The 21,294-nt window shown below is 56.1% G+C and carries 19 protein-coding genes; 7 read left to right on the top strand and 12 right to left on the bottom strand.

Going from position 1 to position 21,294, the window contains the following annotated elements; translation table 11 throughout:
- Positions 1–147: 147 nt before the first annotated feature.
- The 5 genes from mnmE to rpmH all read right to left on the bottom strand — a co-directional run bounded on the left by mnmE (position 148) and on the right by rpmH (position 4,029).
- Positions 148–1,512: a tRNA uridine-5-carboxymethylaminomethyl(34) synthesis GTPase MnmE gene (mnmE, locus tag EM595_RS17080; RefSeq protein ID WP_067434932.1), complete on the bottom strand. Its 1,365-nt coding sequence runs from the start codon at positions 1,510–1,512 to the stop codon at positions 148–150.
- A gap of 135 nt (positions 1,513–1,647) precedes the next feature.
- Positions 1,648–3,291 carry a membrane protein insertase YidC gene (yidC, locus tag EM595_RS17075; RefSeq protein WP_067434929.1) on the bottom strand — a complete coding sequence of 548 codons (1,644 nt, stop codon included), beginning with the start codon at positions 3,289–3,291 and terminating at the stop codon, positions 1,648–1,650.
- 2 nt (positions 3,292–3,293) lie between these two features.
- Positions 3,294–3,551: a membrane protein insertion efficiency factor YidD gene (yidD, locus tag EM595_RS20750; protein ID WP_071852541.1), complete on the bottom strand. Its 258-nt coding sequence runs from the start codon at positions 3,549–3,551 to the stop codon at positions 3,294–3,296.
- Positions 3,515–3,874, bottom strand: a complete 360-nt coding sequence (gene rnpA / locus EM595_RS20745) for a ribonuclease P protein component (protein ID WP_071852540.1) — start codon at positions 3,872–3,874, stop codon at positions 3,515–3,517. Before rnpA ends, yidD begins: the two co-directional genes overlap by 37 nt.
- A 14-nt stretch (positions 3,875–3,888) precedes the next feature.
- Positions 3,889–4,029: a 50S ribosomal protein L34 gene (gene rpmH / locus EM595_RS20740; protein ID WP_003849659.1), complete on the bottom strand. Its 141-nt coding sequence runs from the start codon at positions 4,027–4,029 to the stop codon at positions 3,889–3,891.
- Between the two features lie 577 nt (positions 4,030–4,606).
- Here rpmH and dnaA point away from each other — a divergent pair.
- The 6 genes from dnaA to EM595_RS17040 all read left to right on the top strand — a co-directional run bounded on the left by dnaA (position 4,607) and on the right by EM595_RS17040 (position 13,383).
- Positions 4,607–6,010 (top strand): chromosomal replication initiator protein DnaA, encoded by a 1,404-nt coding sequence (gene dnaA, locus EM595_RS17065; RefSeq protein WP_067434923.1) that lies wholly within the window; start codon positions 4,607–4,609, stop codon positions 6,008–6,010.
- Between the two features lie 4 nt (positions 6,011–6,014).
- Positions 6,015–7,115, top strand: coding sequence for a DNA polymerase III subunit beta (gene dnaN / locus EM595_RS17060; RefSeq protein ID WP_067434920.1), 1,101 nt, complete (start codon positions 6,015–6,017; stop codon positions 7,113–7,115).
- A 436-nt stretch (positions 7,116–7,551) separates the two neighbouring features.
- On the top strand, positions 7,552–8,655 hold the full coding sequence (gene recF / locus EM595_RS17055; RefSeq protein ID WP_067434917.1) for a DNA replication/repair protein RecF: 1,104 nt from the start codon (positions 7,552–7,554) through the stop codon (positions 8,653–8,655).
- The gene (gene gyrB, locus EM595_RS17050) at positions 8,655–11,063 is read left to right on the top strand and encodes a DNA topoisomerase (ATP-hydrolyzing) subunit B (protein WP_067434914.1); all 2,409 of its coding nucleotides are present in this window, start codon (positions 8,655–8,657) and stop codon (positions 11,061–11,063) included. The genes recF and gyrB overlap by 1 nt, the downstream gene beginning before the upstream one ends.
- A 162-nt stretch (positions 11,064–11,225) precedes the next feature.
- A complete protein-coding gene (yidA, locus tag EM595_RS17045) occupies positions 11,226–12,038 on the top strand; it encodes a sugar-phosphatase (RefSeq protein WP_067434911.1) in 813 nt (270 codons plus the stop codon).
- Positions 12,039–12,129: 91 nt separating this feature from the next.
- The gene (locus EM595_RS17040; protein WP_067434908.1) at positions 12,130–13,383 is read left to right on the top strand and encodes a YidR family protein; all 1,254 of its coding nucleotides are present in this window, start codon (positions 12,130–12,132) and stop codon (positions 13,381–13,383) included.
- Here EM595_RS17040 and EM595_RS17035 read toward each other — a convergent pair.
- Entirely contained in the window at positions 13,364–13,729 is a 366-nt protein-coding gene (locus EM595_RS17035; RefSeq protein ID WP_067435603.1) for a YceK/YidQ family lipoprotein, read from the bottom strand. The two genes, EM595_RS17040 and EM595_RS17035, sit on opposite strands and share 20 nt — an antisense overlap.
- Before the next feature lie 299 nt (positions 13,730–14,028).
- On the opposite strand from EM595_RS17035, the gene ibpA reads away from it, so the two are divergent.
- Complete coding sequence (gene ibpA / locus EM595_RS17030; protein ID WP_067434906.1) at positions 14,029–14,445, top strand: small heat shock chaperone IbpA; 417 nt, start codon at positions 14,029–14,031, stop codon at positions 14,443–14,445.
- A gap of 48 nt (positions 14,446–14,493) precedes the next feature.
- Here ibpA and EM595_RS17025 read toward each other — a convergent pair whose 3' ends face one another.
- The 6 genes from EM595_RS17025 to EM595_RS17000 all read right to left on the bottom strand — a co-directional run bounded on the left by EM595_RS17025 (position 14,494) and on the right by EM595_RS17000 (position 21,145).
- Positions 14,494–15,402 carry an EamA family transporter gene (locus EM595_RS17025; RefSeq protein ID WP_067434903.1) on the bottom strand — a complete coding sequence of 303 codons (909 nt, stop codon included), beginning with the start codon at positions 15,400–15,402 and terminating at the stop codon, positions 14,494–14,496.
- A 296-nt stretch (positions 15,403–15,698) separates the two neighbouring features.
- Positions 15,699–16,949: a valine--pyruvate transaminase gene (locus EM595_RS17020; RefSeq protein ID WP_067434900.1), complete on the bottom strand. Its 1,251-nt coding sequence runs from the start codon at positions 16,947–16,949 to the stop codon at positions 15,699–15,701.
- 111 nt (positions 16,950–17,060) lie between these two features.
- Positions 17,061–18,035 (bottom strand): glyoxylate/hydroxypyruvate reductase GhrB, encoded by a 975-nt coding sequence (gene ghrB / locus EM595_RS17015; protein WP_067434897.1) that lies wholly within the window; start codon positions 18,033–18,035, stop codon positions 17,061–17,063.
- A gap of 60 nt (positions 18,036–18,095) precedes the next feature.
- Positions 18,096–19,379 (bottom strand): MFS transporter, encoded by a 1,284-nt coding sequence (locus EM595_RS17010; RefSeq protein WP_067434894.1) that lies wholly within the window; start codon positions 19,377–19,379, stop codon positions 18,096–18,098.
- Positions 19,380–19,438: 59 nt separating this feature from the next.
- On the bottom strand, positions 19,439–20,392 hold the full coding sequence (locus tag EM595_RS17005) for a sugar kinase (protein WP_067434891.1): 954 nt from the start codon (positions 20,390–20,392) through the stop codon (positions 19,439–19,441).
- A 3-nt stretch (positions 20,393–20,395) separates the two neighbouring features.
- Positions 20,396–21,145: a sugar phosphate isomerase/epimerase family protein gene (locus tag EM595_RS17000; RefSeq protein ID WP_067435601.1), complete on the bottom strand. Its 750-nt coding sequence runs from the start codon at positions 21,143–21,145 to the stop codon at positions 20,396–20,398.
- Positions 21,146–21,294 lie beyond the last annotated feature (149 nt).

Here is a 21,294-nt window from a genome sequence, read left to right as displayed (position 1 = left end):
CAGATCCATTGTAAGAATTTTCTGACTATTTTCTATTAGATTAGGGCGAAACTGGGCCAGTTTCAGATTAAGGACAGCGGCGGCTGGCTGATTTACCGCAATAAAAAAGGCAGCCACCGGCTGCCTTTGGCAATGAGGCAAGAGGGTTTATTTGCCGATGCAAAAGCTGGAGAAAATCCGTCCCAGCAGATCGTCAGAACTGAATTCGCCGGTGATCTCGCTCAGACACTGCTGCGCCAGGCGTAGCTCTTCAGCCAGCAGTTCTCCGGCCCACGCGCCGAGCAGCTGCGCTTTGCCCTGTTGCAGATGGGTAGCCGCCAGCTCCAGCGCTTGTAAATGGCGTCGGCGCGCCAGGAAGCCGCCCTCCATGTTGCCAGCAAAACCCATGCTCTGTTTCAGGTGATCGCGCAGCAGATCGATGCCTTCGCCGGTGCGAGCAGAGAGCCGAATCAGCGCGCTGCCATTGGCCTCCGTCAGGCCCAGCGTTTCGCCGGTCATATCCGCTTTATTGCGTACCACGGTAATCGGCAGCGTGTCGGGCAGACGCGCAATAAAGTCAGGCCAGATTTGCGCCGCTTCGGTGGCGTCGGTGGTCGTTCCGTCAACCATAAACAACACGCGGTCAGCCTGTTCAATCTCCTGCCAGGCACGCTCAATACCAATGCGCTCTACTTCATCGCTGGCGTCGCGTAATCCCGCGGTATCGATGATATGCAGCGGCATGCCATCGATATGAATATGCTCACGCAGTACATCGCGCGTGGTACCGGCAATGTCGGTGACGATTGCCGCTTCGCGACCGGCCAGCGCATTAAGCAGGCTCGATTTACCGGCATTCGGACGACCGGCAATTACTACCTTCATGCCTTCACGCAGCAGGCTGCCCTGACGCGCTTCGCTGCGGACGTTATCCAGATCGACGATGACCTGCTGTAGCTGCGCCTCAATTTTGCCGTCGGAGAGAAAGTCGATCTCTTCGTCCGGAAAGTCGATAGCGGCCTCAACGAAAATGCGCAGGTGGGTCAGGGCTTCGACCAGATGATTCACGCGCGCCGAAAAAGCGCCCTGTAACGAGTTAAGCGCTGAGCGCGCAGCCTGCTCTGAACTGGCATCAATCAGATCGGCAATCGCTTCTGCCTGCGCCAGATCGAGTTTGTCATTCAAAAAGGCGCGTTCAGAAAACTCACCCGGTTGCGCAATGCGGATGCCGGGCAGCGCGACGATGCGTTTCAGCAGCAGATCGAGAATAACCGGGCCGCCGTGGCCCTGCAGCTCCAGCACATCTTCACCGGTGAAAGAGTGGGGACCGGGAAACCAGAGGGCAATGCCCTGATCGAGCGGCGTGCCGTCGGCATCACGGAAGGGCAGATAATCAGCGTAACGCGGCTTCGGTAGCTTGCCGAGCAGCTGCTGAGCGACCTCGGCTGCTTTCGTACCCGATACGCGCAGGATGCCCACGCCGCCGCGCCCTGGCGGTGTGGCCTGGGCAACAATGGTATCGCTGTGGCTCATGGCAACTCTCCTGATAGGGGCGCGCATAGCGGCACCCGCAAAATGAAAAAAGGGCGAGATATTATCCCGCCCTGCCTGTCCGTTTTGCGCCGCTGCGGCGTTATCGCCATCGCAGCGGCTCAGTGAATAACGGCGTTATGCTTTCTTCTTGTCGCGGCTGTGTAAGCCACGTTTTTCCAGGCCGCGATAGATCAGCTGCTGCTGGATGATGGTCACCAGGTTACTGACGATGTAGTACAGCACCAGACCTGACGGGAACCACAGGAAGAACACGGTAAAGATCACCGGCATAAAGGTCATGATCTTCTGCTGCATAGGATCGGTGACGGTGGTTGGCGACATCTTCTGAATGAAGAACATCGTCACGCCCATCAGGATCGGCAGGATGTAGTACGGGTCCTGCGCAGAAAGGTCATGGATCCACAGGGCGAACGGCGCATGGCGCAGCTCGACCGAGCCCATCAGCATGTAGTAAAGGGCAAGGAAGATTGGCATCTGAATAACCAGCGGCAGACAGCCACCCAGCGGGTTAACCTTCTCCGCCTTGTACATCGCCATCATTTCCTGGCTCATACGCTGCTTATCATCACCCATGCGCTCACGCATCGCCTGAATCTTCGGCTGCAGCATGCGCATTTTCGCCATGGAGGTGTACTGCGCTTTGGTCAGCGGGTACATGATGCCACGAACGATAAAGGTGATAACGATAATCGAGAAGCCCCAGTTACCGATAAAGCTGTGCAGGAACTTCAGCAGTTTGAACAGCGGCTGCGAGATAAACCACAACCAACCGTAATCCACCGTCAGATCGAGATGCGGCGCAACGGCAGCCATACGATCCTGAATTTCCGGGCCAACCCACAGCGTGGCGGCCAGCGATTGCTGACTGCCCGCGGCGATGGTGACCGGCGCAGACTTATAACCTACCGCAGCAATATCATTGCCGAGATTGGTGGTATAGAGCGAGTTCATGCCAGCGGTGCGCGGGACCCATGCGGTAGCAAAATATTGCTGCAGCATAGCGACCCAGCCGTTGCTGGTGGTGGTGCTCAGGTTCTCGTTATCAGCGATGGTGTCGAACTTATATTTCTCGTACTTCTCTTCGCTGGTTGAGAAAGCCGCACCGCGGAACGTGTGCAGCGCAAAGTTGTTGCTGCCCGTGTCGCGATGTTTTGGCAGCGTCATGGTCTGCTTCAACTGGCCGAACATTGAGACTTCCAGCGGCTGCTGCGTGGTGTTATTCACCTGGTAGTCAACGTTAACGGCATATTCGCCACGTTTCACTACGAAGGTTTTTGTGAACACCGCGCCGTTCTCTGCTGTAAACACCATTGGAATACGCAGTTCGCTCTGGCCATCAGCCAGCTCGAAATTATCCTGCGTGGTGGTGTACAGCGGACGCGCACCGTTGTTTGGATTGTCTGGACCGTTACGACCGGTCAGGCCACTTTGCGCCTGATAAATGAAGCCCGGCTTGGTTTCCAGCAGCTGGAATGGCTGCGTTGAACCGAGCTTATCCGGATAGGTCAGCAACTGAGCCTGCTCAACATCGCCACCGCGAGTATTAATGTGCAGGGACAGGACATCGGTCTTAACGGTGATCGTTTTGCCCTGGCCGCTGGCAGGAACACCCTGGCTTGCGGCATCACCGGCTACTGTTGTGTTTTGCGTGGTCTGGGTTTGCTGCGGCTGCGGAGCGTGGTCCGTCTGCCAGGCTTGCCAGATCATGAAAGACACGAACAGAAAAGCGATGAGAAAAAGATTGCGTTGCGAATCCATCGTTAATGTTCTCTGGTATCAAAGGTTTTTGGCGGCACAGGATCGTCGCCACCCGGGTTTAAGGGGTGGCATTTTAATACGCGTTTCATTGTCAACCAACTGCCTTTTATAACCCCAAACCTGCGTAATGCCTCAATCCCATACTGTGAACAGGTGGGATTGAACCGACAGTGGGGTCCAAGCAGCGGACTGATAACGCGTTGATAGACGCGAATCAGTGCGATCAGGAGCCGCGAGCCAGGCGACAGTGACGACGCCATAGTTTCTCCAACGCTTCCACTAGCGCACTATTATCGAGGTCGGCAATTCCCTTCTTCGCCACGATCACAAAGTCCATTGCCGGAAGCTCGTGTTGACGCAGGCGAAAGCTTTCGCGGGTCAATCGCTTGATCCGGTTACGCTCATGCGCGCGTTTGACATGCTTTTTGGCGACTGTGAGACCGATGCGGGGATGCCCCAGCGAATTAAGGCGGCCGAGTATAGTAATTTGCGGCGTGCCAGCCCGTTGTGGCTGCTGGAAGACGAAAGTGAAATGAGTGGGAGTTAACAAACGTAACTCCCTGGGAAATGCGAGCTTAACCACGAGGGTTAGCTTTATTACTTAGAAACGGTCAGACGAGAGCGGCCTTTAGCACGACGACGTGCCAGAACCTGACGACCATTTTTGGTTGCCATACGAGCACGGAAACCGTGTGAACGGTTACGCTTCAGTACGGACGGTTGAAAAGTGCGTTTCATGGCGATTTCTACCTAAACTTGAAAAATTTCACTTGGTGACGCGTTTCAGGTCAGAAAACCGACCGACGCCTCAATAATAAAGAGGCGGGATTGTAATAATTGTACAGTCCGGAGTCAATTTACTTCGCATAAAACGGCACCGCTCGGTCCCGAATCGGCCCAATCGGGCGAGTAGCGATTACGCTGGGGGGAGAATTATACGGGCTGCGCATAAAAGCGCAAGGATCGTACCGGATCTTCTGGCGATCATTTCATTTATGCCTGTGGTCAGAGCAGTGGATATCCTGGGAAAAAAATCACGGTTTTCGGTGCCCGCCTGGGTGCGTTTTGTACAAGCTGGCGTAAACTTAGCCCGGTTGAACGCCTGTGGATAAAATGGATCAAATCTGTGTAGAAAGTGAAGATCTCTGCGGCACTTTGCGTTATGATCCGCCGCTTCCGCTGACGATCCTGAAAGCGATTGTCAAAGGAACCACCGCAGATAGCGGTCGCATGCGTGTCTTCGCCTCTGCGTCAACAATGATGAATTCGTTTCAGCGCCTTTTTTCTTATCGATTTTGTTCGAGTGGAGTCCGCCGTGTCACTTACGCTTTGGCAACAGTGTCTTGCCCGTTTGCAGGATGAGCTACCTGCCACCGAATTCAGTATGTGGATAAGACCTCTGCAGGCTGAGCTCAACGGCAATACGCTGGCCCTGTACGCACCAAATCGGTTTGTACTCGACTGGGTTCGGGATAAATACCTAAATAATATCAACGGGCTGCTGAATGACTTTTGCGGCTCGGATACACCTTTATTGCGTTTTGAAGTAGGCAGCAAGCCGGTAACGCAGACGCTCACTCAGCCAACGCTGGCCAGCGCCAACGCGACCATCTCGGCACCGACGCTGGCACCGAATCGTCCGTCGCCCATTGCGCGTCCAAGCTGGGACAACGTGCCGGCACCTGCGGAGCCTTCTTACCGCTCTAACGTTAATACGCGACACAACTTTGATAACTTCGTTGAGGGTAAATCTAACCAACTGGCGCGCGCGGCGGCACGTCAGGTGGCAGATAATCCCGGCGGCGCTTATAACCCGCTTTTCCTTTATGGCGGCACCGGTCTCGGTAAAACCCACCTGCTGCATGCGGTAGGCAACGGCATCATGGCGCGTAAGCCAAATGCTAAAGTGGTTTACATGCACTCCGAGCGTTTTGTGCAGGATATGGTAAAGGCGCTGCAGAACAACGCGATTGAAGAATTCAAACGCTACTACCGTTCGGTTGATGCGTTGCTGATCGATGATATTCAGTTCTTTGCTAATAAAGAGCGCTCGCAGGAGGAGTTTTTTCACACCTTTAATGCGCTGCTCGAAGGCAATCAGCAGATCATCCTAACGTCAGATCGCTATCCAAAAGAGATTAACGGCGTGGAAGATCGCCTGAAATCGCGTTTTGGCTGGGGACTGACCGTGGCGATTGAGCCGCCAGAGCTGGAAACCCGCGTGGCGATCCTGATGAAAAAGGCGGATGAGAACGATATTCGTCTGCCTGGCGAAGTGGCGTTCTTTATTGCCAAGCGCCTGCGTTCCAACGTCCGTGAGCTGGAAGGGGCGTTGAACCGCGTGATCGCCAACGCTAACTTTACCGGCCGCGCCATTACCATCGATTTCGTGCGCGAAGCGCTGCGCGATCTACTGGCGCTGCAGGAAAAGCTGGTCACCATCGATAACATTCAAAAGACGGTGGCGGAATATTACAAAATTAAAGTGGCCGATTTGCTGTCCAAGCGCCGTTCGCGCTCGGTAGCGCGGCCGCGTCAAATGGCCATGGCCATGGCCAAAGAGTTAACCAACCACAGCCTGCCAGAAATTGGCGATGCGTTTGGTGGCCGCGATCATACGACCGTGCTGCACGCCTGCCGGAAGATCGAGCAGTTACGTGAAGAAAGTCACGATATCAAAGAAGATTTTTCCAATTTAATCAGAACCCTATCTTCCTGACGCTATGAAATTTACTGTAGAACGTGAGCAATTACTCAAACCATTGCAACAAGTTAGCGGCCCGTTAGGCGGTCGTCCTACGCTGCCTATTCTCGGTAACCTGCTGCTGCAGGTTAATGAAGGCACGCTGTTGCTGACCGGCACCGATTTGGAAATGGAGATGGTGGCGCGCGTGGCGTTAAGCCAGCCTCATGAGCCAGGCGCCACCACCGTGCCCGCACGTAAGTTCCTCGACATCTGTCGCGGGCTGCCGGAAGGCGCGGAGATCAGCGTCGTGCTGGAAGGCGAACGGATGCTGGTGCGCTCTGGCCGCAGCCGCTTCTCGCTCTCCACGCTGCCGGCCAGCGATTTCCCGAATCTTGACGACTGGCAGAGCGAGGTGGAATTTACCTTGCCGCAGGCGACGATGAAACGGTTAATCGAAGCGACCCAGTTCTCAATGGCGCATCAGGATGTTCGTTATTATCTCAACGGTATGCTGTTTGAAACCGAAGGTGAAGAGTTGCGGACGGTAGCTACTGATGGCCATCGTCTGGCGGTCTGCTCAATGCCGGTGGGTCAGGCATTGCCGAACCACTCAGTGATCGTGCCGCGCAAAGGGGTGATTGAGCTGTTGCGCCTGCTTGACGGTGGCGACACGCCGCTGCAGGTTCAGATTGGCAGCAGCAACATTCGTGCGCACGTCGGCGATTTTATCTTCACGTCCAAGCTGGTTGATGGCCGCTTCCCTGATTATCGCCGCGTATTGCCGAAAAATCCGGATAAAACGCTGGATGCCGGTTGCGATTTGCTGAAACAGGCTTTTGCCCGCGCTGCGATTCTGTCGAATGAGAAGTTCCGCGGCGTTCGCCTCTACATCAGCGAAAATCAGCTGCGTATTACGGCAAACAACCCGGAGCAGGAAGAAGCGGAAGAGATTCTCGACGTGACTTACGGCGGCAGTGAGCTGGAGATTGGCTTCAACGTCAGCTACGTGCTCGACGTGCTGAATACGCTGAAGTGCGAAAACGTGCGTCTGCTGCTCACCGATTCAGTGTCCAGCGTGCAGATTGAAGATGCAGCGAGTCAGTCGGCGGCATATGTCGTTATGCCAATGCGACTTTGAGGTGATCACAGCGGGCTAACTTACTGGCCAGTTTGACGCCGGGCAGTGCGCGCAATGCTCACGTACTTCAGTACGCTCCGCTTGCTGTGCGCTGGCCGTCGCCAAACTGACTGCGCCGCTAACGCCCTGGATTTAGGTGGTTAATGGCGAATAGTTTGTCGGAAAGGCGCGTTGTTTTATTTAGTGCCGCTTGCTGTGCACTGGCCGTCGTCAAACTGGCTGCGCCGTTAACGTCCTGGATTTAGGTGGTTAACGGCGAGTAATTTTGGAACAGATACTGTTTTTTGTCGTGCCGTTGCTGCTCCGGTTTTCTGGCGATAAACGCCGCGCGAAACGATTGAAAAAGTCGCGTTTTATCCTTGTTTAGTGCGGCTTGCGACCCCATATTCTTATCAGGCGAAGCAGTTCTCCTGTCCCGCTTTTTTTGGATTAATTCATGGCTTTAACCCGCCTGCTTATTAAAGACTTCCGCAACATTGAAAATGCCGATCTGGCGCTGGCGCCGGGATTTAACTTCCTGATTGGCGCAAATGGCAGCGGCAAAACCAGCGTGCTCGAAGCGATCTATACGCTGGGCCATGGCCGCGCGTTTCGCAGCCTGCAGGCGGGCCGGGTGATTCGCCACGAGCAGGATGCGTTCGTGTTGCATGGCCGTATTGAAGGCAACGAGCGGGAAATGTCGGTGGGCCTGTCGAAAAACCGTGCTGGTGACAGCAAGGTGCGTATCGACGGCAGCGACGGGCATAAAGTCGCCGAGCTGGCGCAAATGCTGCCGATGCAGCTGATCACGCCGGAAGGTTTCACCCTGCTGAATGGTGGGCCAAAATATCGCCGCGCCTATATCGACTGGGGCTGTTTTCACAATGCGCCGGGCTTCTTTCTTGCCTGGAGCAATCTGCGCCGCCTGATGAAACAGCGCAACGCCGCGCTGCGTCAGGTGAGTCGCTATCAGCAGATTCGCGCGTGGGATCAGGAACTGGTGCCGCTGGCGATGGAAATCAGCCGCTGGCGCGCGGAATACAGCGACGCTATCGCCGCCGATATCACCGCGACCTGCGCCCAGTTTTTACCCGAATTCCAGCTGACCTTTTCGTTCCAGCGCGGCTGGGACAAAGAGAGCGATTACGCCGAACTGCTGGAGCGTAACTTTGAGCGCGATCGTGCGCTGACCTATACCGCCAGCGGCCCGCATAAAGCGGACTTTCGCATCCGTGCCGACGGCACGCCGGTGGAAGATCTGCTGTCACGCGGCCAGCTAAAACTCCTGATGTGCGCCCTTCGTCTGGCTCAGGGTGAGTTTCTCACCCGCCAGAATGGCAGGCGCTGTCTCTATCTGATCGATGATTTTGCCTCGGAACTGGACGACAGCCGTCGCCGCCTGTTAGCGGACCGTCTGAAAGCCACTCAAGCCCAAGTTTTTGTCAGTGCCATTGGCGCTGAACACGTCATCGATATGACTGACGAAAAGGGCAAGATGTTCCGCGTAGAACAGGGTAAAATAGCGGTTCAACCTGAAGATGAAATGAGCGAGAAACGTTGATGTCGAATTCTTATGACTCCTCCAGTATCAAAGTCCTGAAAGGGCTTGATGCGGTACGCAAACGCCCGGGCATGTACATCGGTGATACCGATGACGGCACCGGTCTGCACCATATGGTATTCGAGGTTGTGGATAACGCCATCGACGAAGCACTCGCCGGACACTGTAGTGAAATTCAGGTCACCATTCATGCTGATAATTCCGTATCGGTACAGGATGATGGTCGCGGAATTCCAACCGGTATTCACGAAGAAGAGGGTGTTTCTGCGGCGGAAGTGATCATGACCGTGCTGCATGCCGGCGGCAAGTTTGATGACAACTCCTACAAAGTTTCCGGTGGTCTGCATGGCGTGGGCGTATCGGTGGTAAATGCCCTGTCTGAGAAGCTGGAATTAACCATTCGTCGTGATGGCAAGGTTCATCACCAGGTTTACGTGCATGGCGTGCCACAGGCACCGCTGGCGGTCACCGGTGAAACTGATACCACCGGTACGCGCGTGCGTTTCTGGGCCAGCCACAACACCTTTACCAACGTGCTTGATTTTGAATATGACATTCTGGCCAAGCGCCTGCGCGAGCTGTCGTTCCTGAACTCCGGCGTGTCTATTCGCCTGGAAGATAAGCGCGACGGCAAGAGCGACCATTTCCATTACGAAGGCGGTATCAAAGCCTTTGTGGAATACCTGAACAAAAACAAAACCCCAATTCACCCGAACGCCTTCTATTTCTCTACCGAGAAAGATGGCATTGGCGTGGAAGTGGCGCTGCAGTGGAACGACGGTTTTCAGGAAAATATTTACTGCTTCACCAACAACATTCCACAGCGCGACGGCGGTACGCACCTGGCCGGTTTCCGTGCGGCGATGACCCGTACGCTGAACGCCTACATGGACAAAGAAGGCTACAGCAAGAAAGCCAAGGTCAGCGCTACCGGTGACGATGCGCGTGAAGGCTTGATTGCCGTGGTATCGGTGAAAGTGCCGGATCCAAAATTCTCCTCGCAGACCAAAGATAAGCTGGTCTCCTCCGAGGTGAAATCCGCGGTTGAGCAGCAGATGAACGAACTGCTGGCCGAATACCTGCTGGAAAACCCAGGCGATGCGAAAATCGTAGTGGGTAAAATCATTGATGCGGCGCGTGCGCGTGAAGCAGCACGTCGTGCCCGTGAAATGACCCGTCGTAAAGGCGCGCTGGATCTGGCTGGCCTGCCGGGCAAGCTGGCGGACTGTCAGGAGCGCGATCCGGCAATGTCTGAAATCTACCTGGTGGAGGGTGACTCCGCAGGCGGTTCAGCGAAGCAAGGCCGTAACCGTAAGAATCAGGCGATTCTGCCGCTGAAGGGTAAAATCCTCAACGTCGAGAAAGCGCGCTTCGATAAGATGCTCGCTTCGCAGGAAGTTGCCACGCTGATCACCGCGCTGGGCTGCGGCATTGGCCGCGATGAGTACAACCCGGACAAGCTGCGTTATCACAGCATCATCATCATGACCGATGCCGACGTCGACGGTTCGCACATCCGTACGCTGCTGTTGACCTTCTTCTATCGTCAGATGCCGGAAATCATTGAGCGCGGCCATGTTTATATCGCGCAGCCACCGCTCTACAAGGTGAAAAAAGGCAAGCAGGAGCAGTACATCAAAGATGATGAGGCGATGGATCAGTATCAAATCGCCATCGCGATGGACGGCGCCACGCTGCACACCAACGCCAGCGCACCGGCATTGAACGGCGAGCAGCTGGAAACGCTGGTTGCAGATTTCAACAGCACGAAGAAAATGATCAAACGCATGGAGCGCCGTTTCCCGGTGGCGTTGCTGAACGCGCTGATCTACCATCCGACGCTGGCCAGTCTGGAGAACGAACAGGAAGTCACCGAATGGAATACCGCGCTGGTGAACTACCTGAACGAGAAAGAGTCGCACGGCAGCACCTATATGGCGCAGATGCGTGAAAACCGTGAGCACAATACCTTTGAGCCGGTTCTGCGCGTTCGCACCCACGGTGTTGATACCGATTATGTGCTGGACAATGAATTCATCCTCGGCGGCGAATACCGCAAGATTTGCGCCCTTGGCGTGAAACTGCGCGGCCTGATCGAAGAAGATGCCTTCATTGAGCGTGGTGAGCGCCGTCAGCCGGTGACCAGCTTTGAGCAGGCGCTGGAGTGGCTGGTGAAAGAGTCGCGTCGCGGTCTGTCGGTACAGCGCTATAAAGGGCTGGGCGAGATGAACCCTGAGCAGCTGTGGGAAACCACGATGGATCCGGACAGCCGTCGCATGCTGCGCGTCACGGTGAAAGACGCCATCGCGGCCGATCAGCTGTTTACCACGCTGATGGGCGATGCGGTTGAACCGCGCCGTGCCTTCATCGAAGAGAACGCACTGAAAGCCGCTAACATCGATATCTGATTGGCTTGATGCAGTAAAAAGGCGACCCATTGTGGTCGCCTTTTTTATGGGCGGCGCGCACCTTGCGCATTGTCTGAATCCAGGGGCATGCCCAAACTCTCCAGGCAATGTGAGCTGAATCGCGCTAGCATTGAGACAAATACCGACGTTAACGAGGATGTTATGGCGATCAAGCTTATTGCAATTGATATGGACGGCACGCTGCTCAATCCGCAGCATCTTATTACTCCTGCGGTAAAAGAGGCGATTGCCCGCGCGATTGAGCAGGGCGTGCACATCGTCCTCACCACCGGCCGCCCGCTGGTGGGGATTCAGCGCTATCTGATGGAGCTGGATCTGCAACGTGAAGGCCAGTACTGCATCAGCAATAACGGCGCGCTGGTGCACCGTGCCACCGATGGTGAATGCATCGCTGAAGTCACGCTCACCTTTGATGACTATCTCTATTTTGAGCAGCTGGCGCGTGAGCTGGGTGTGCATTTCCAGGTGCTGGATAAAGCCTCGCTGTATACCGCTAACAAAGACATCAGTGAATACACCATTCATGAAGCGAGCCTGACCGGCATCCCGCTGCGCTACCGCAGCGTGGAAGAGATGGACCGCGGCTTAACCTTTCCCAAGGTAATGATGATCGATTCGCCTGCGGTACTGGATGCAGCGATTAAACGTCTGCCGCAGCAGGCCACCGCCAATTACACCATCCTGAAAAGCGCGCCGTACTACCTTGAAATCCTGAACAAACGGGTTAATAAAGGCGAAGGCGTGCGCGTGCTGGCTGAGCAGCTCAACCTGTCGCGGGATGAAGTGATGGCGATTGGCGATCAGGAGAACGATCTGGCGATGCTGGAATATGCCGGTACGGGCGTGGCGATGGGTAATGCTATCGACTCGGTTAAGGCGATCGCGCAGTTTGTTACCAAAACCAATATGGAAGATGGCGTCGCCCACGCGATTGAGAAATTCGTGCTGGCATAAATAGCGCCTTGCGCCATAACGCGGCCTGCGCTGGCACCCCTCAGCGCTTTCGCGTAAGTTGACTGGCAACGCTTTCAATTAAGGTTGCCAGATGACTGAAAAACAAATCACTTTTGCTGCACGTAATCATCAGCTTACCAACATCAACGTCTGGACCGCCGACAGCGAATGGCTGGCCTTTGACGTGCGGCCTTCCGGCGCCTCTTTTACCGGCCTGACGATTGAGCAGGTCAACGTTCGCAGCGGTGAGACGGCGGTAATCTATCAGGCGCAGGATGGCGCGCACGTTGGCGTGGTCACCGTCAGCCCCGATCTGCCGCCGCGCTATGCGTTTATTCATGGGCCGGAACACCCTGACGCGCAGTGGCAATATGACCTGCATCACCGGCGTGGCGTGATTGTGGAGAATGGCCAGGCAACCAACCTTGATGCCTGCGATATCACGCCGCCGTTTACGCCGGGCGCGCTGCGTGGCGGCTCGCACGTCCACGTTTTCAGCCCGGATGGATCGCGGCTGAGCTTTACTTATAACGATCATGTGATGCACGAGCGCGATCGGCGTGACGATCTGCGCAACGTTGGCGTCGCGCTGCCCATCGGCCCGGTTTGCCCGCTGAAAGCGCATCCGCGTGAGCATGATGGCAGCCATTTCTGCGTGCTGATCAGCCAAACGCAGGTCGCGCCACGGCCAGGTAGCGATGAGATCAATCGCGCGTATGAAGAGTGTTGGGTAGGCGATAACGGCTATAAAAAGCCGGATGGCAGCTGGCAGCGTTGGGCGATCGCCTTCATTGGCGATACGGTTTCCGCCAGTGGCGAAAAAGTCCCGGAGGTGTTTATTGTCGATTTGCCCGATGACCCAGAAGCCTGTAAACAGCCCGGCGAAGCGCCACTGGAAGGGACGGCAGAGAGATTGCCTGCGCCGCCGCGAGACATACAGCAGCGGCGATTAACGTTTACTCACGGGCTGGCGCAGCAGCCAAGGCACTGGTTGCGTGCCACGCCGGACGGCAGTCGTATCGCCTTTTTGCTGGCCGATGAACGGCAGCAGCCGCAGCTGTGGACGGTGTCGCCCAACGGCGGCGAGCCACATCAGCGCACACAGCTCAGCGGCGGCATTCAGTCGGCATTTAGCTGGCGGCCCGATGGCACGGCGGTGGCGTTTATTGCCGATAACAGCGTGATGCTGTGGCAAAGAGCGAACGGGAAAATTGATCGTTTGACGCCGCGGACGACAACGGCGCCATGCGGCGATGCGGTGGTGTTTTCACCCGATGGTAGCCAGATTGCCTACATGCGTGACGTGGCAGGCTATCGGCAAATTTTTACAGTGACGACTGACTAACCGGCATGGGCGCGGCCTGGGCAAGATTTTCCTGGGTATGCGCCAGCTTTTCGCTTTGCAGCACGCGAGCACGCGGTGAGTCGAGGCTTTTATCGTCGTCCGAACGGAAGTAATCCCACGGCAACAGCAGCGTATCCATCACCGCAGAGAAAGGCAGATCGACGATAGCCAGCGGCTTAATGGCCCAACTGGTGCCATCATCGGCAATCAAATCCGCACTGGCACGCGTGCCGGGATAGTAACCCTGGCTGGCACCGGTATGCGACATCACGCTGGAACAGCCGGTGCTGGCCAGCGTGCAGCAGGCCAGTAAACCGGCCATACGGTATTTTTTCATCATGTTCATTTTCATCATCCCTACAGTCCGTTGCTAACGGCCCGAGTGTTATCGCCTGCGGGTCGGAAACCATCCGATCACTCTGTGGTGACTGCAGCCGTTGTATGGCGAATTGTCCTCTGAGTGTATGACAATCACTGGTTTTTGGTTAAAAAAATTGCTGTTTTTCCCCTTGAAAGCCGCAGTGAAATCCCCATTTTCTTGTTACGGTCACAAAAGCGAACGCCGAAAGGGTCGCCGACCGGATGTCACGCCTGTCCTTAAAGGAGGGCGAACACCTAACACTTGCTGAATTCAGGAGTATTTCCATGCGTAACTTTGACCTTTCCCCACTGTACCGCTCCGCTATTGGTTTCGATCGCCTGATTAACCTGATCGAATCTGGCCAAAACCAGAGCAACGGTGGCTATCCTCCTTACAACGTCGAGCTGGTCGATGAGAATAAATATCGCATCACCATCGCCGTTGCTGGCTTCGCCCAGAGCGAACTGGATATCACCGCTCATGACAATCTGCTGATTGTGCGTGGTGCCCATGCTGAAGAGCAAACCGAGCGTAAATACCTCTATCAGGGCATTGCAGAGCGTAACTTCGAGCGCAAATTCCAGCTGGCTGAGCACGTTGTTGTGCGTGACGCCCGCCTCGAAAACGGTCTGCTGTACATCGACCTTGAGCGTCTGGTGCCGGAAGAGCGCAAACCGCGCCGCATTGAAATCCTCAACTAAGAAAAACGCCGCTGAAAAGCGGCGTTTTTTTATCGTCTCTTCACCGGGTTATGGCGACCGGCTTAGGCGCGCGGTTAACAGCAGTCCGCCAAAAATATTCACCAGCAGGCCTGCAATCACTACCGCTGCGCCTGCCATCTGCTGTAACGACAGCCGCTCACCCAATACCACTGCGGCGCTGATAATGCCTACCACCGGCACCAGCAACGACAGCGGCGCCACGCGCCAGGTTTCATAACGGCTGAGCAGATTTCCCCAGATGCCATAGCCAAGAATGGTGGCAACAAACGCCAGGTAGATCAGCGCCAGCACCGTGGTCAGCGAGATATGCAGCAGGCTGGTGGTGATCGCCTCGCGGCCTTCAAACAGCCATGAGCAGAGAAAAAAGGGCGCTATCGGCACCAGCGCACTCCAGGTCACCAGCGACAGCACCGGCACCGAGCGATTACGCATGATGATCTTATTGGTGATATTGCCGAATCCCCATGACAGCGCCGCCGCCAGCGTCATCATCATGGTGGTCAGCGTCACGCCCGCGGTGGTTTGTCCCTGCATGCCCGAGGTTGCCAGCAGAAAGATGCCCAGCGTCGCGATCAGCATGCCCGCCACATGATTCCAGCGCAGCTTTTCGGCCAACAGCAACGCGCCCAGGCCAATGGTGAAGAACGCCTGCGCCTGCAACACCAGCGACGCCAGACCTGCCGGCATACCGAGCTTGATGGCCAGAAACAGCAGAGCGAACTGACCAAAACTGATGGTCAGGCCATACAGCATCAACCAGCGCAGCGGCACCTGTGGTCGGCGCACAAAGAAAATGGCGGGAAAGGCAACCAGCGTGAAGCGCAGACCGGCGAGTAAAAAAGGCGGCATGCCCTGTAAACCGAGCTTGATCACCACAAAGTTCACGCCCCAGGCGACCACCACGCATAGCGCTAACAGCATATCTCTGACTGACATAAACCTCCCTGATACAGACGATCAACATGGCAAGCCGTCACGTAACGCCGGACGATGGCCAGCCGCATTCTTTTATCGATGAATCCCGGTAAAACGCCAGCGGCGCGTATTCAGGGCGAGCGCGGTAGTGACGATCATCCGGGTTAACGGATGCTCACGCCGATCGCTTTACTAAGCTCCTGCGCCAGCCAACGACACGAAAAACCCGCTGAGAGGCAGCAGGTTGGGAAACGCGCTGTGTTACAGACAATCGGCGCCAGAAGTGGCAGCCGACGTTAAATGCCTGCTGTCCGTGCTTATTCGCCGCTAAAGGCTTTATCCAGTTCCTCGGCCAGAATCTGGATACCACGCTCAATTTTTTCCGCTTCCGGCACATAGTTCATGCGCATGCATTGATGGGTGTGCGGCCAGTCATGTTCCAGGCCCGGAAAGAAGAAGTGGCCGGGCACCATCAGCACGCCGCGCGCCTTTAAGCGCTGGTAGAGCATTTCCGTGGTGATCGGCAGATCCGGGAACCATAGCCAGAGGAAAATCGCCCCTTCCGGTTTGTGTATCAGGCAGCGATCGGTCGATAAATAGCGGCGAATGACGGTGATAGTCTGCTCAACGCGCTGCTGATAAAAAGGTTTGATGACGTCTTCCGACAGCCGCAGCAGATCGCCGCGTTTAATCATTTCGCAGGCGATGGCCGGGCCAATACTGCCGGGCGCCAGGCTGATAATGCCGTTCATATTGCTGATGGCGTTAATTACCTTCTCATCGGCGATTATGATGCCGCAACGTGCGCCCGGCAGGCCGAGCTTCGACAGGCTCATGCACAAAATGATATTAGGGTTCCACAGCGGGCGAACGTCGCTGAAGATAATGCCGGGAAACGGTACGCCGTAGGCGTTATCGATCAGCAGCGGAATGTTGTGCTGTTGTGCGAGGACGTCGAGCTTAAGCAGCTCCTCATCGGTGATCACGTTGCCGGTGGGATTAGTCGGCCGCGAGACACAAATCAGGCCGGTCTCTTCGCCAATGTGCAGATGTTCAAAGTCGACGTGATATTTAAACTGGCCTTCCGGCAGCAGTTCAATATTGGGGCGAGCAGAAACAAACAGCGACTCATCAAGCCCGGCATCGGCATAGCCGAGATATTCCGGTGCCAGCGGAAACAGCACGCGCTTTTTGCTGCCGTCGGCGCAGCGACCGGCGTAAAGATTAAACAGATAGAAAAAGGCGCTCTGGCTGCCGTTGGTCAGGGCGATATTCTGCGATGAAATATCCCAGCCGAGGTGATCGCGCAGCAGGGCAGCCAGCGCATCGAGCAGCGTGGCTTTGCCGCGTGGACCGTCATAATTGCACAGGGCTTCCGCCAGCTTGCCGTCGTTGTGCATCTGCTGCAAAAGCTGCTGAAAATAGTCATCCATTGCCGGAATCTGCGCCGGATTACCGCCGCCCAGCATAATCGCACCGGGCGTGCGCAGGCCTTCACCCATATCTTCCATTAAGCGGGAAATACCGGAGTGACGCGTAAATTTTTCACCAAATTGGGAGAAGCTCATAGCAGGATCGTTTGTTAATGAGATGTAGAGGTCCACCTTAACGCCGGTGGCAAATGGGTGCAATGAGAAAGGGCAGCCAAGCGGGACGAGGCGAGCCTCGTCCGCCAGAACTTACTTCAGTACCTGAGGATTAACGCAGTTTTTCTCGACGTTGCCGCTTAACGCCGCAATCAGGTTATCCACCGCGTCGCGTGCCATGCCATAACGCGTTTCATGAGTAGCAGAGCCAATGTGCGGCAGTGCCACGACGTTAGGCAGCGTCAGCAGTTCAGAGCTGACCGGTAATGGCTCGACTTCAAACACATCCAGGCCTGCAGCGTGAATCGTGCCGTTTTTCAGGGCGGCAATCAGCGCCTGCTCATCCACCACCGGTCCACGGCCCGCGTTGATCAGGATGGCGCTCGATTTCATTTTGGCTAGCTGCGCTTCACCAATCAGATGATGGGTTTCATCGGTCAGCGGCAGGCTGATACAGAGAAAATCAGACTCTTTCAGCAGCGTATCCAGGTCGCAGTATTGTGCATCAAAGCGGGTTTCGGCCTCGCTGTGCTGCTTACGCGCATTGTAGAGGATGGGCATGTTAAAACCGAGGTGCGCCCGCTGCGCCAGCGCCAGGCCGATGCGGCCCATGCCGAGAATACCGAGCTTTTTATGGTGTACGTCAACGCCAAACCAGTCAGCACCGATGCTGCCCTGCCATTCGCCCGCTTTTACCCGTTCGGCCACTTCCACCACGCGCCGCGCGGCGGTCAGCACCAGCGCCATCATGGTATCGGCCACGGTATCGGTCAGCACGGTTGGCGTGTGCATCAGCACCACGCCGCGCTGGTTGAGCGCATCAACATCGAAATTGTCATAGCCCACCGAGACCGACGATGCCACGCGCAGTTTGGGCGCCTTTTTTAGAAACTCGCCATCTACTTTGCCGCCGGAGCCGAGGATGCCTTCCGCCTGCTGGAACGCCTCCGCATGCTGCGCAACGGTCTCCGCATTGAGGTTATTGATTTCGGTAACGGTGAAGTGCTCATCCAGACGACTGCGCAGATCGTCCGGCAGCTTTTTATAAAGAATAATCGAAGGCTTCATGCATAACTCCCTGTGAATTCTGTGAGCGAAGGCGACGGCTTGCGTCGCCCTGCACGATGTTCAGGCGTGTTTCGCGCCGTGGTTAACCGCGGGCTGTTTCTGCTCTGCCGGCTTTACGATCAGCGTAAGGACCACCGAGACCAACAGCGCTGCACCCATGAAGATATAAGACGCCGCCGGGCTGCCGGTGGCACCGTTAAGGTAACCGACCACCCATGACCCGAGGAAAGAGCCGAGCGCGCCCATGCTGTTGATTAACGCCATCGCGCCACCGGCGACGTTGCGTGGCAGCATCTCCGGAATAATGGCGAAGAACGGACCGTAAGGCGCATACATCGCCGCACCGGCGATCACCAACAGCGTATAAGAGAACCAGAAATTGTCTGAGCCAACCAGATAAGAGCCGAGGAACGCCAGTGCGCCAATCAGCAGCAGAGGCCAGACAAACAGCTTACGGTTTTGCGTTTTATCCGATGCCCATGACACCACCAGCATCGCCACGGTCGCTGCCAGATAAGGAACCGCTGACAGCCAGCCCGCTTCGACCATGCCCATTTGTGAGCCGCTGCGTAAAATCGACGGCAGCCACAATACGAAACCGTAAACGCCGATGCTCCACGCAAAGTATTGCAGACAAAGCAGAATAACGTTACGTGACTTAAAGGCTTCGCCGTAGTTGCGCACCGCTTTAATGCCTTCCTGCTCTTTCTCCAGCTGCGCCTGCAGCGCAGATTTCTCTTCGCTGCTCAGCCATTTAGCCTGTGCCGGTTTGTCCTGCACCAGGAACCACCAGGCAACCGCCCAGATTACCGCGGGAATGCCCTCAAAAATAAACATTTCGCGCCAGCCAAAGGCGTTGATCAGATAGCCGGACACCACCGACATCCACAACACGGTGACCGGATTACCGAGGATCAGGAAGGTGTTGGCCCGTGAGCGCTCTGATTTGGTAAACCAGTTGCTGATGTAGATCAGCATCGCTGGCATCACCGCCGCTTCCACGACGCCAAGTACAAAGCGAATGGCGGCCAGCATCGGAATATTGCTCACCACGCCGGTTAATGAGGCGCAAACGCCCCACAGCACCAGGCACCAGAACACCAGCTTTTTAACGCTGCGACGTTCGGCATAAATCGCGCCCGGGATCTGGCAGAAGAAGTAGCCAAGAAAAAAGAGCGCGCCCAGCAAAGAGGACATGCCTTTGGTGATGCCAAGGTCGTCATTGATACCAGCCGCAGAGGCGAAGCTAAAGTTCGCGCGATCGAGATACGCCAGGCTGTAAGTGATAAACACGATGGGCATAATATACCACCAGCGTTTAGGCGCAATTGTGTGCTTTTTCATCCAGATATCCTCTGTTGAGGTCGCTGTCGGCCTGCTTCGCCAACCCGAAAAAAGAGGGGCTAAAAGTCACCCAGTTCAGCGCGCGTCGGTAATCCTTCGCTGTCGCCAATCACCTGGATAGCCAGAGAGCCAATTTTATTGCCGCGGCGGATCGCATCCGGCAGGCTTTTGCCGTCGAGCAAGCCGCTGATCACGCCAACCGCAAAGCCGTCGCCAGCACCCACGGTGTCGACCACGTTATCAACGCGAATCGCAGCAACCTGACCTTTTTCACCCTCGGCCGTTTTGTACCAGGCGCCGTCACAGCCGGTCTTGATAATCACCGTTTTCACCCCTTTATCGAGATAGAAATCGGCAATCGCTTCCGGCTGGCTGAAGCCGGTGAGGATCTTGCCCTCTTTGTCACCCGGCAATACCCAGTCGGCATATTCCGCCAGCAGGTTCAGTTGTTTCACCATCGTCTGTTCGCTCGGCCAGAGCACCGGGCGCAGATTAGGATCAAAAGAGATGGTTTTGCCCTGTGCGCGCATGCTTTTAGCCGCATGATGCAGCAGTTCAAATGAGCTGGCGGAGAGCGCCGCCGCCACGCCGCTGAGATGCAGGTGGCGCGCAGCACCAAAGTAGTCGCGATTGAAATCGTCGGGGGAGAGGTGGCTGGCTGCCGAACCCTTGCGGAAATATTCCACGCGCGGATCGGAGCCGTCGTCGACTTTAGATTTCAGCTGAAAGCCGGTGGGATAACGGGCATCTACGGTGACTTGTTGATGATTGACCCGCTCCTGCTCAAGCTGCTGGCAGATGAATTGCCCCAGCGAATCGTCGCCAATGCGGCTCACCCAACCGACATTGAGGCCCAGGCGCGCCAGGCCAATCGCTACGTTCAGTTCAGCGCCCGCAGCGCGTTTAACAAAGCGTTCTGCCGCCGCCAGATCGCCAGGCTCCAGCGCGACAAACATCGCCATCGCTTCGCCAATGGTGACCACATCCAGCGTACCGTTCTGTAAGCTGTGCATCGTTTACGCCTCCCGCAACAGATCAACGTAGTGACGTGTTACCGCAACCAGATCGTCGCCTTCCAGCGGGAACTCGATGCCGCGTGGCACGTCGTCAGGCAATTGCTGCAACAGCGTGCGCCAGGCGTCTCCCACCTCATCCAACGCGATCGCGCGGAAGGTATCGCCCTGCGCCGTAGCCGCTTTTACATGAATATAGCGCACGGCATCGCTAAGCTGCGTTGCCGCCGCGTCAGCCGCCTCGCCGGTCCACAGCCAGTTGGCCATATCAAAGGTCATCACCACCGGCACGCCAGCTTCACTGGCCTGCTGGAAAAAACGGCTGATAATCGGCAGTCGGCCATACACAGTCTGATCGTTCTCAACCGCCAGCTGCGCCTGGTATTTCGCCAGTGTGCGTTGCAGTTCAGTGAAGTCAGCCTGTTGCGGGAAGCCGCCCAGCGCCAGCTTCAGCAGGCGCGCATTGAGTTGGTCCGCTTCGCTGAGCAGGGCATCAAGATGTGGGTTCAACTCACCCTGTTCGGTGTAAAGGGATTCAGGGGCGGAATAGAATGCCACCAGCTGGTGCTCCGCCAGCGCGGCGGTCAGGGCCGGCAGATCGCCTAACGCCTGCGGGTTCATCAGCTCGCGACGGATCTCAACACCGTCGGCGCCCGCCGCTTTGATGACTGGCAGCAACGCCTGCTGACCGCCGAGTTCAGCGACCTTCTGCGAGCCGTAAGCTGCGGTCACCACAATTACCTGTTTTTTCATTTTCATCTCCGCGTCTTCCGCGTTTGCGCGCATGACATAGCAAAAACGGTAATTGGAACCGGTTCCAAAGAAAAGCGGGGGAGTGTGAAACTATGATCCTGCTCACGATGTGCGCAGAATCAGGGAGAAAAAAATCTGAAAATGAAAAA

The organism is Duffyella gerundensis, from assembly GCF_001517405.1.
Lineage (GTDB): Bacteria > Pseudomonadota > Gammaproteobacteria > Enterobacterales > Enterobacteriaceae > Duffyella > Duffyella gerundensis.
This window is presented reverse-complemented; position numbering and strand designations above follow the sequence as displayed.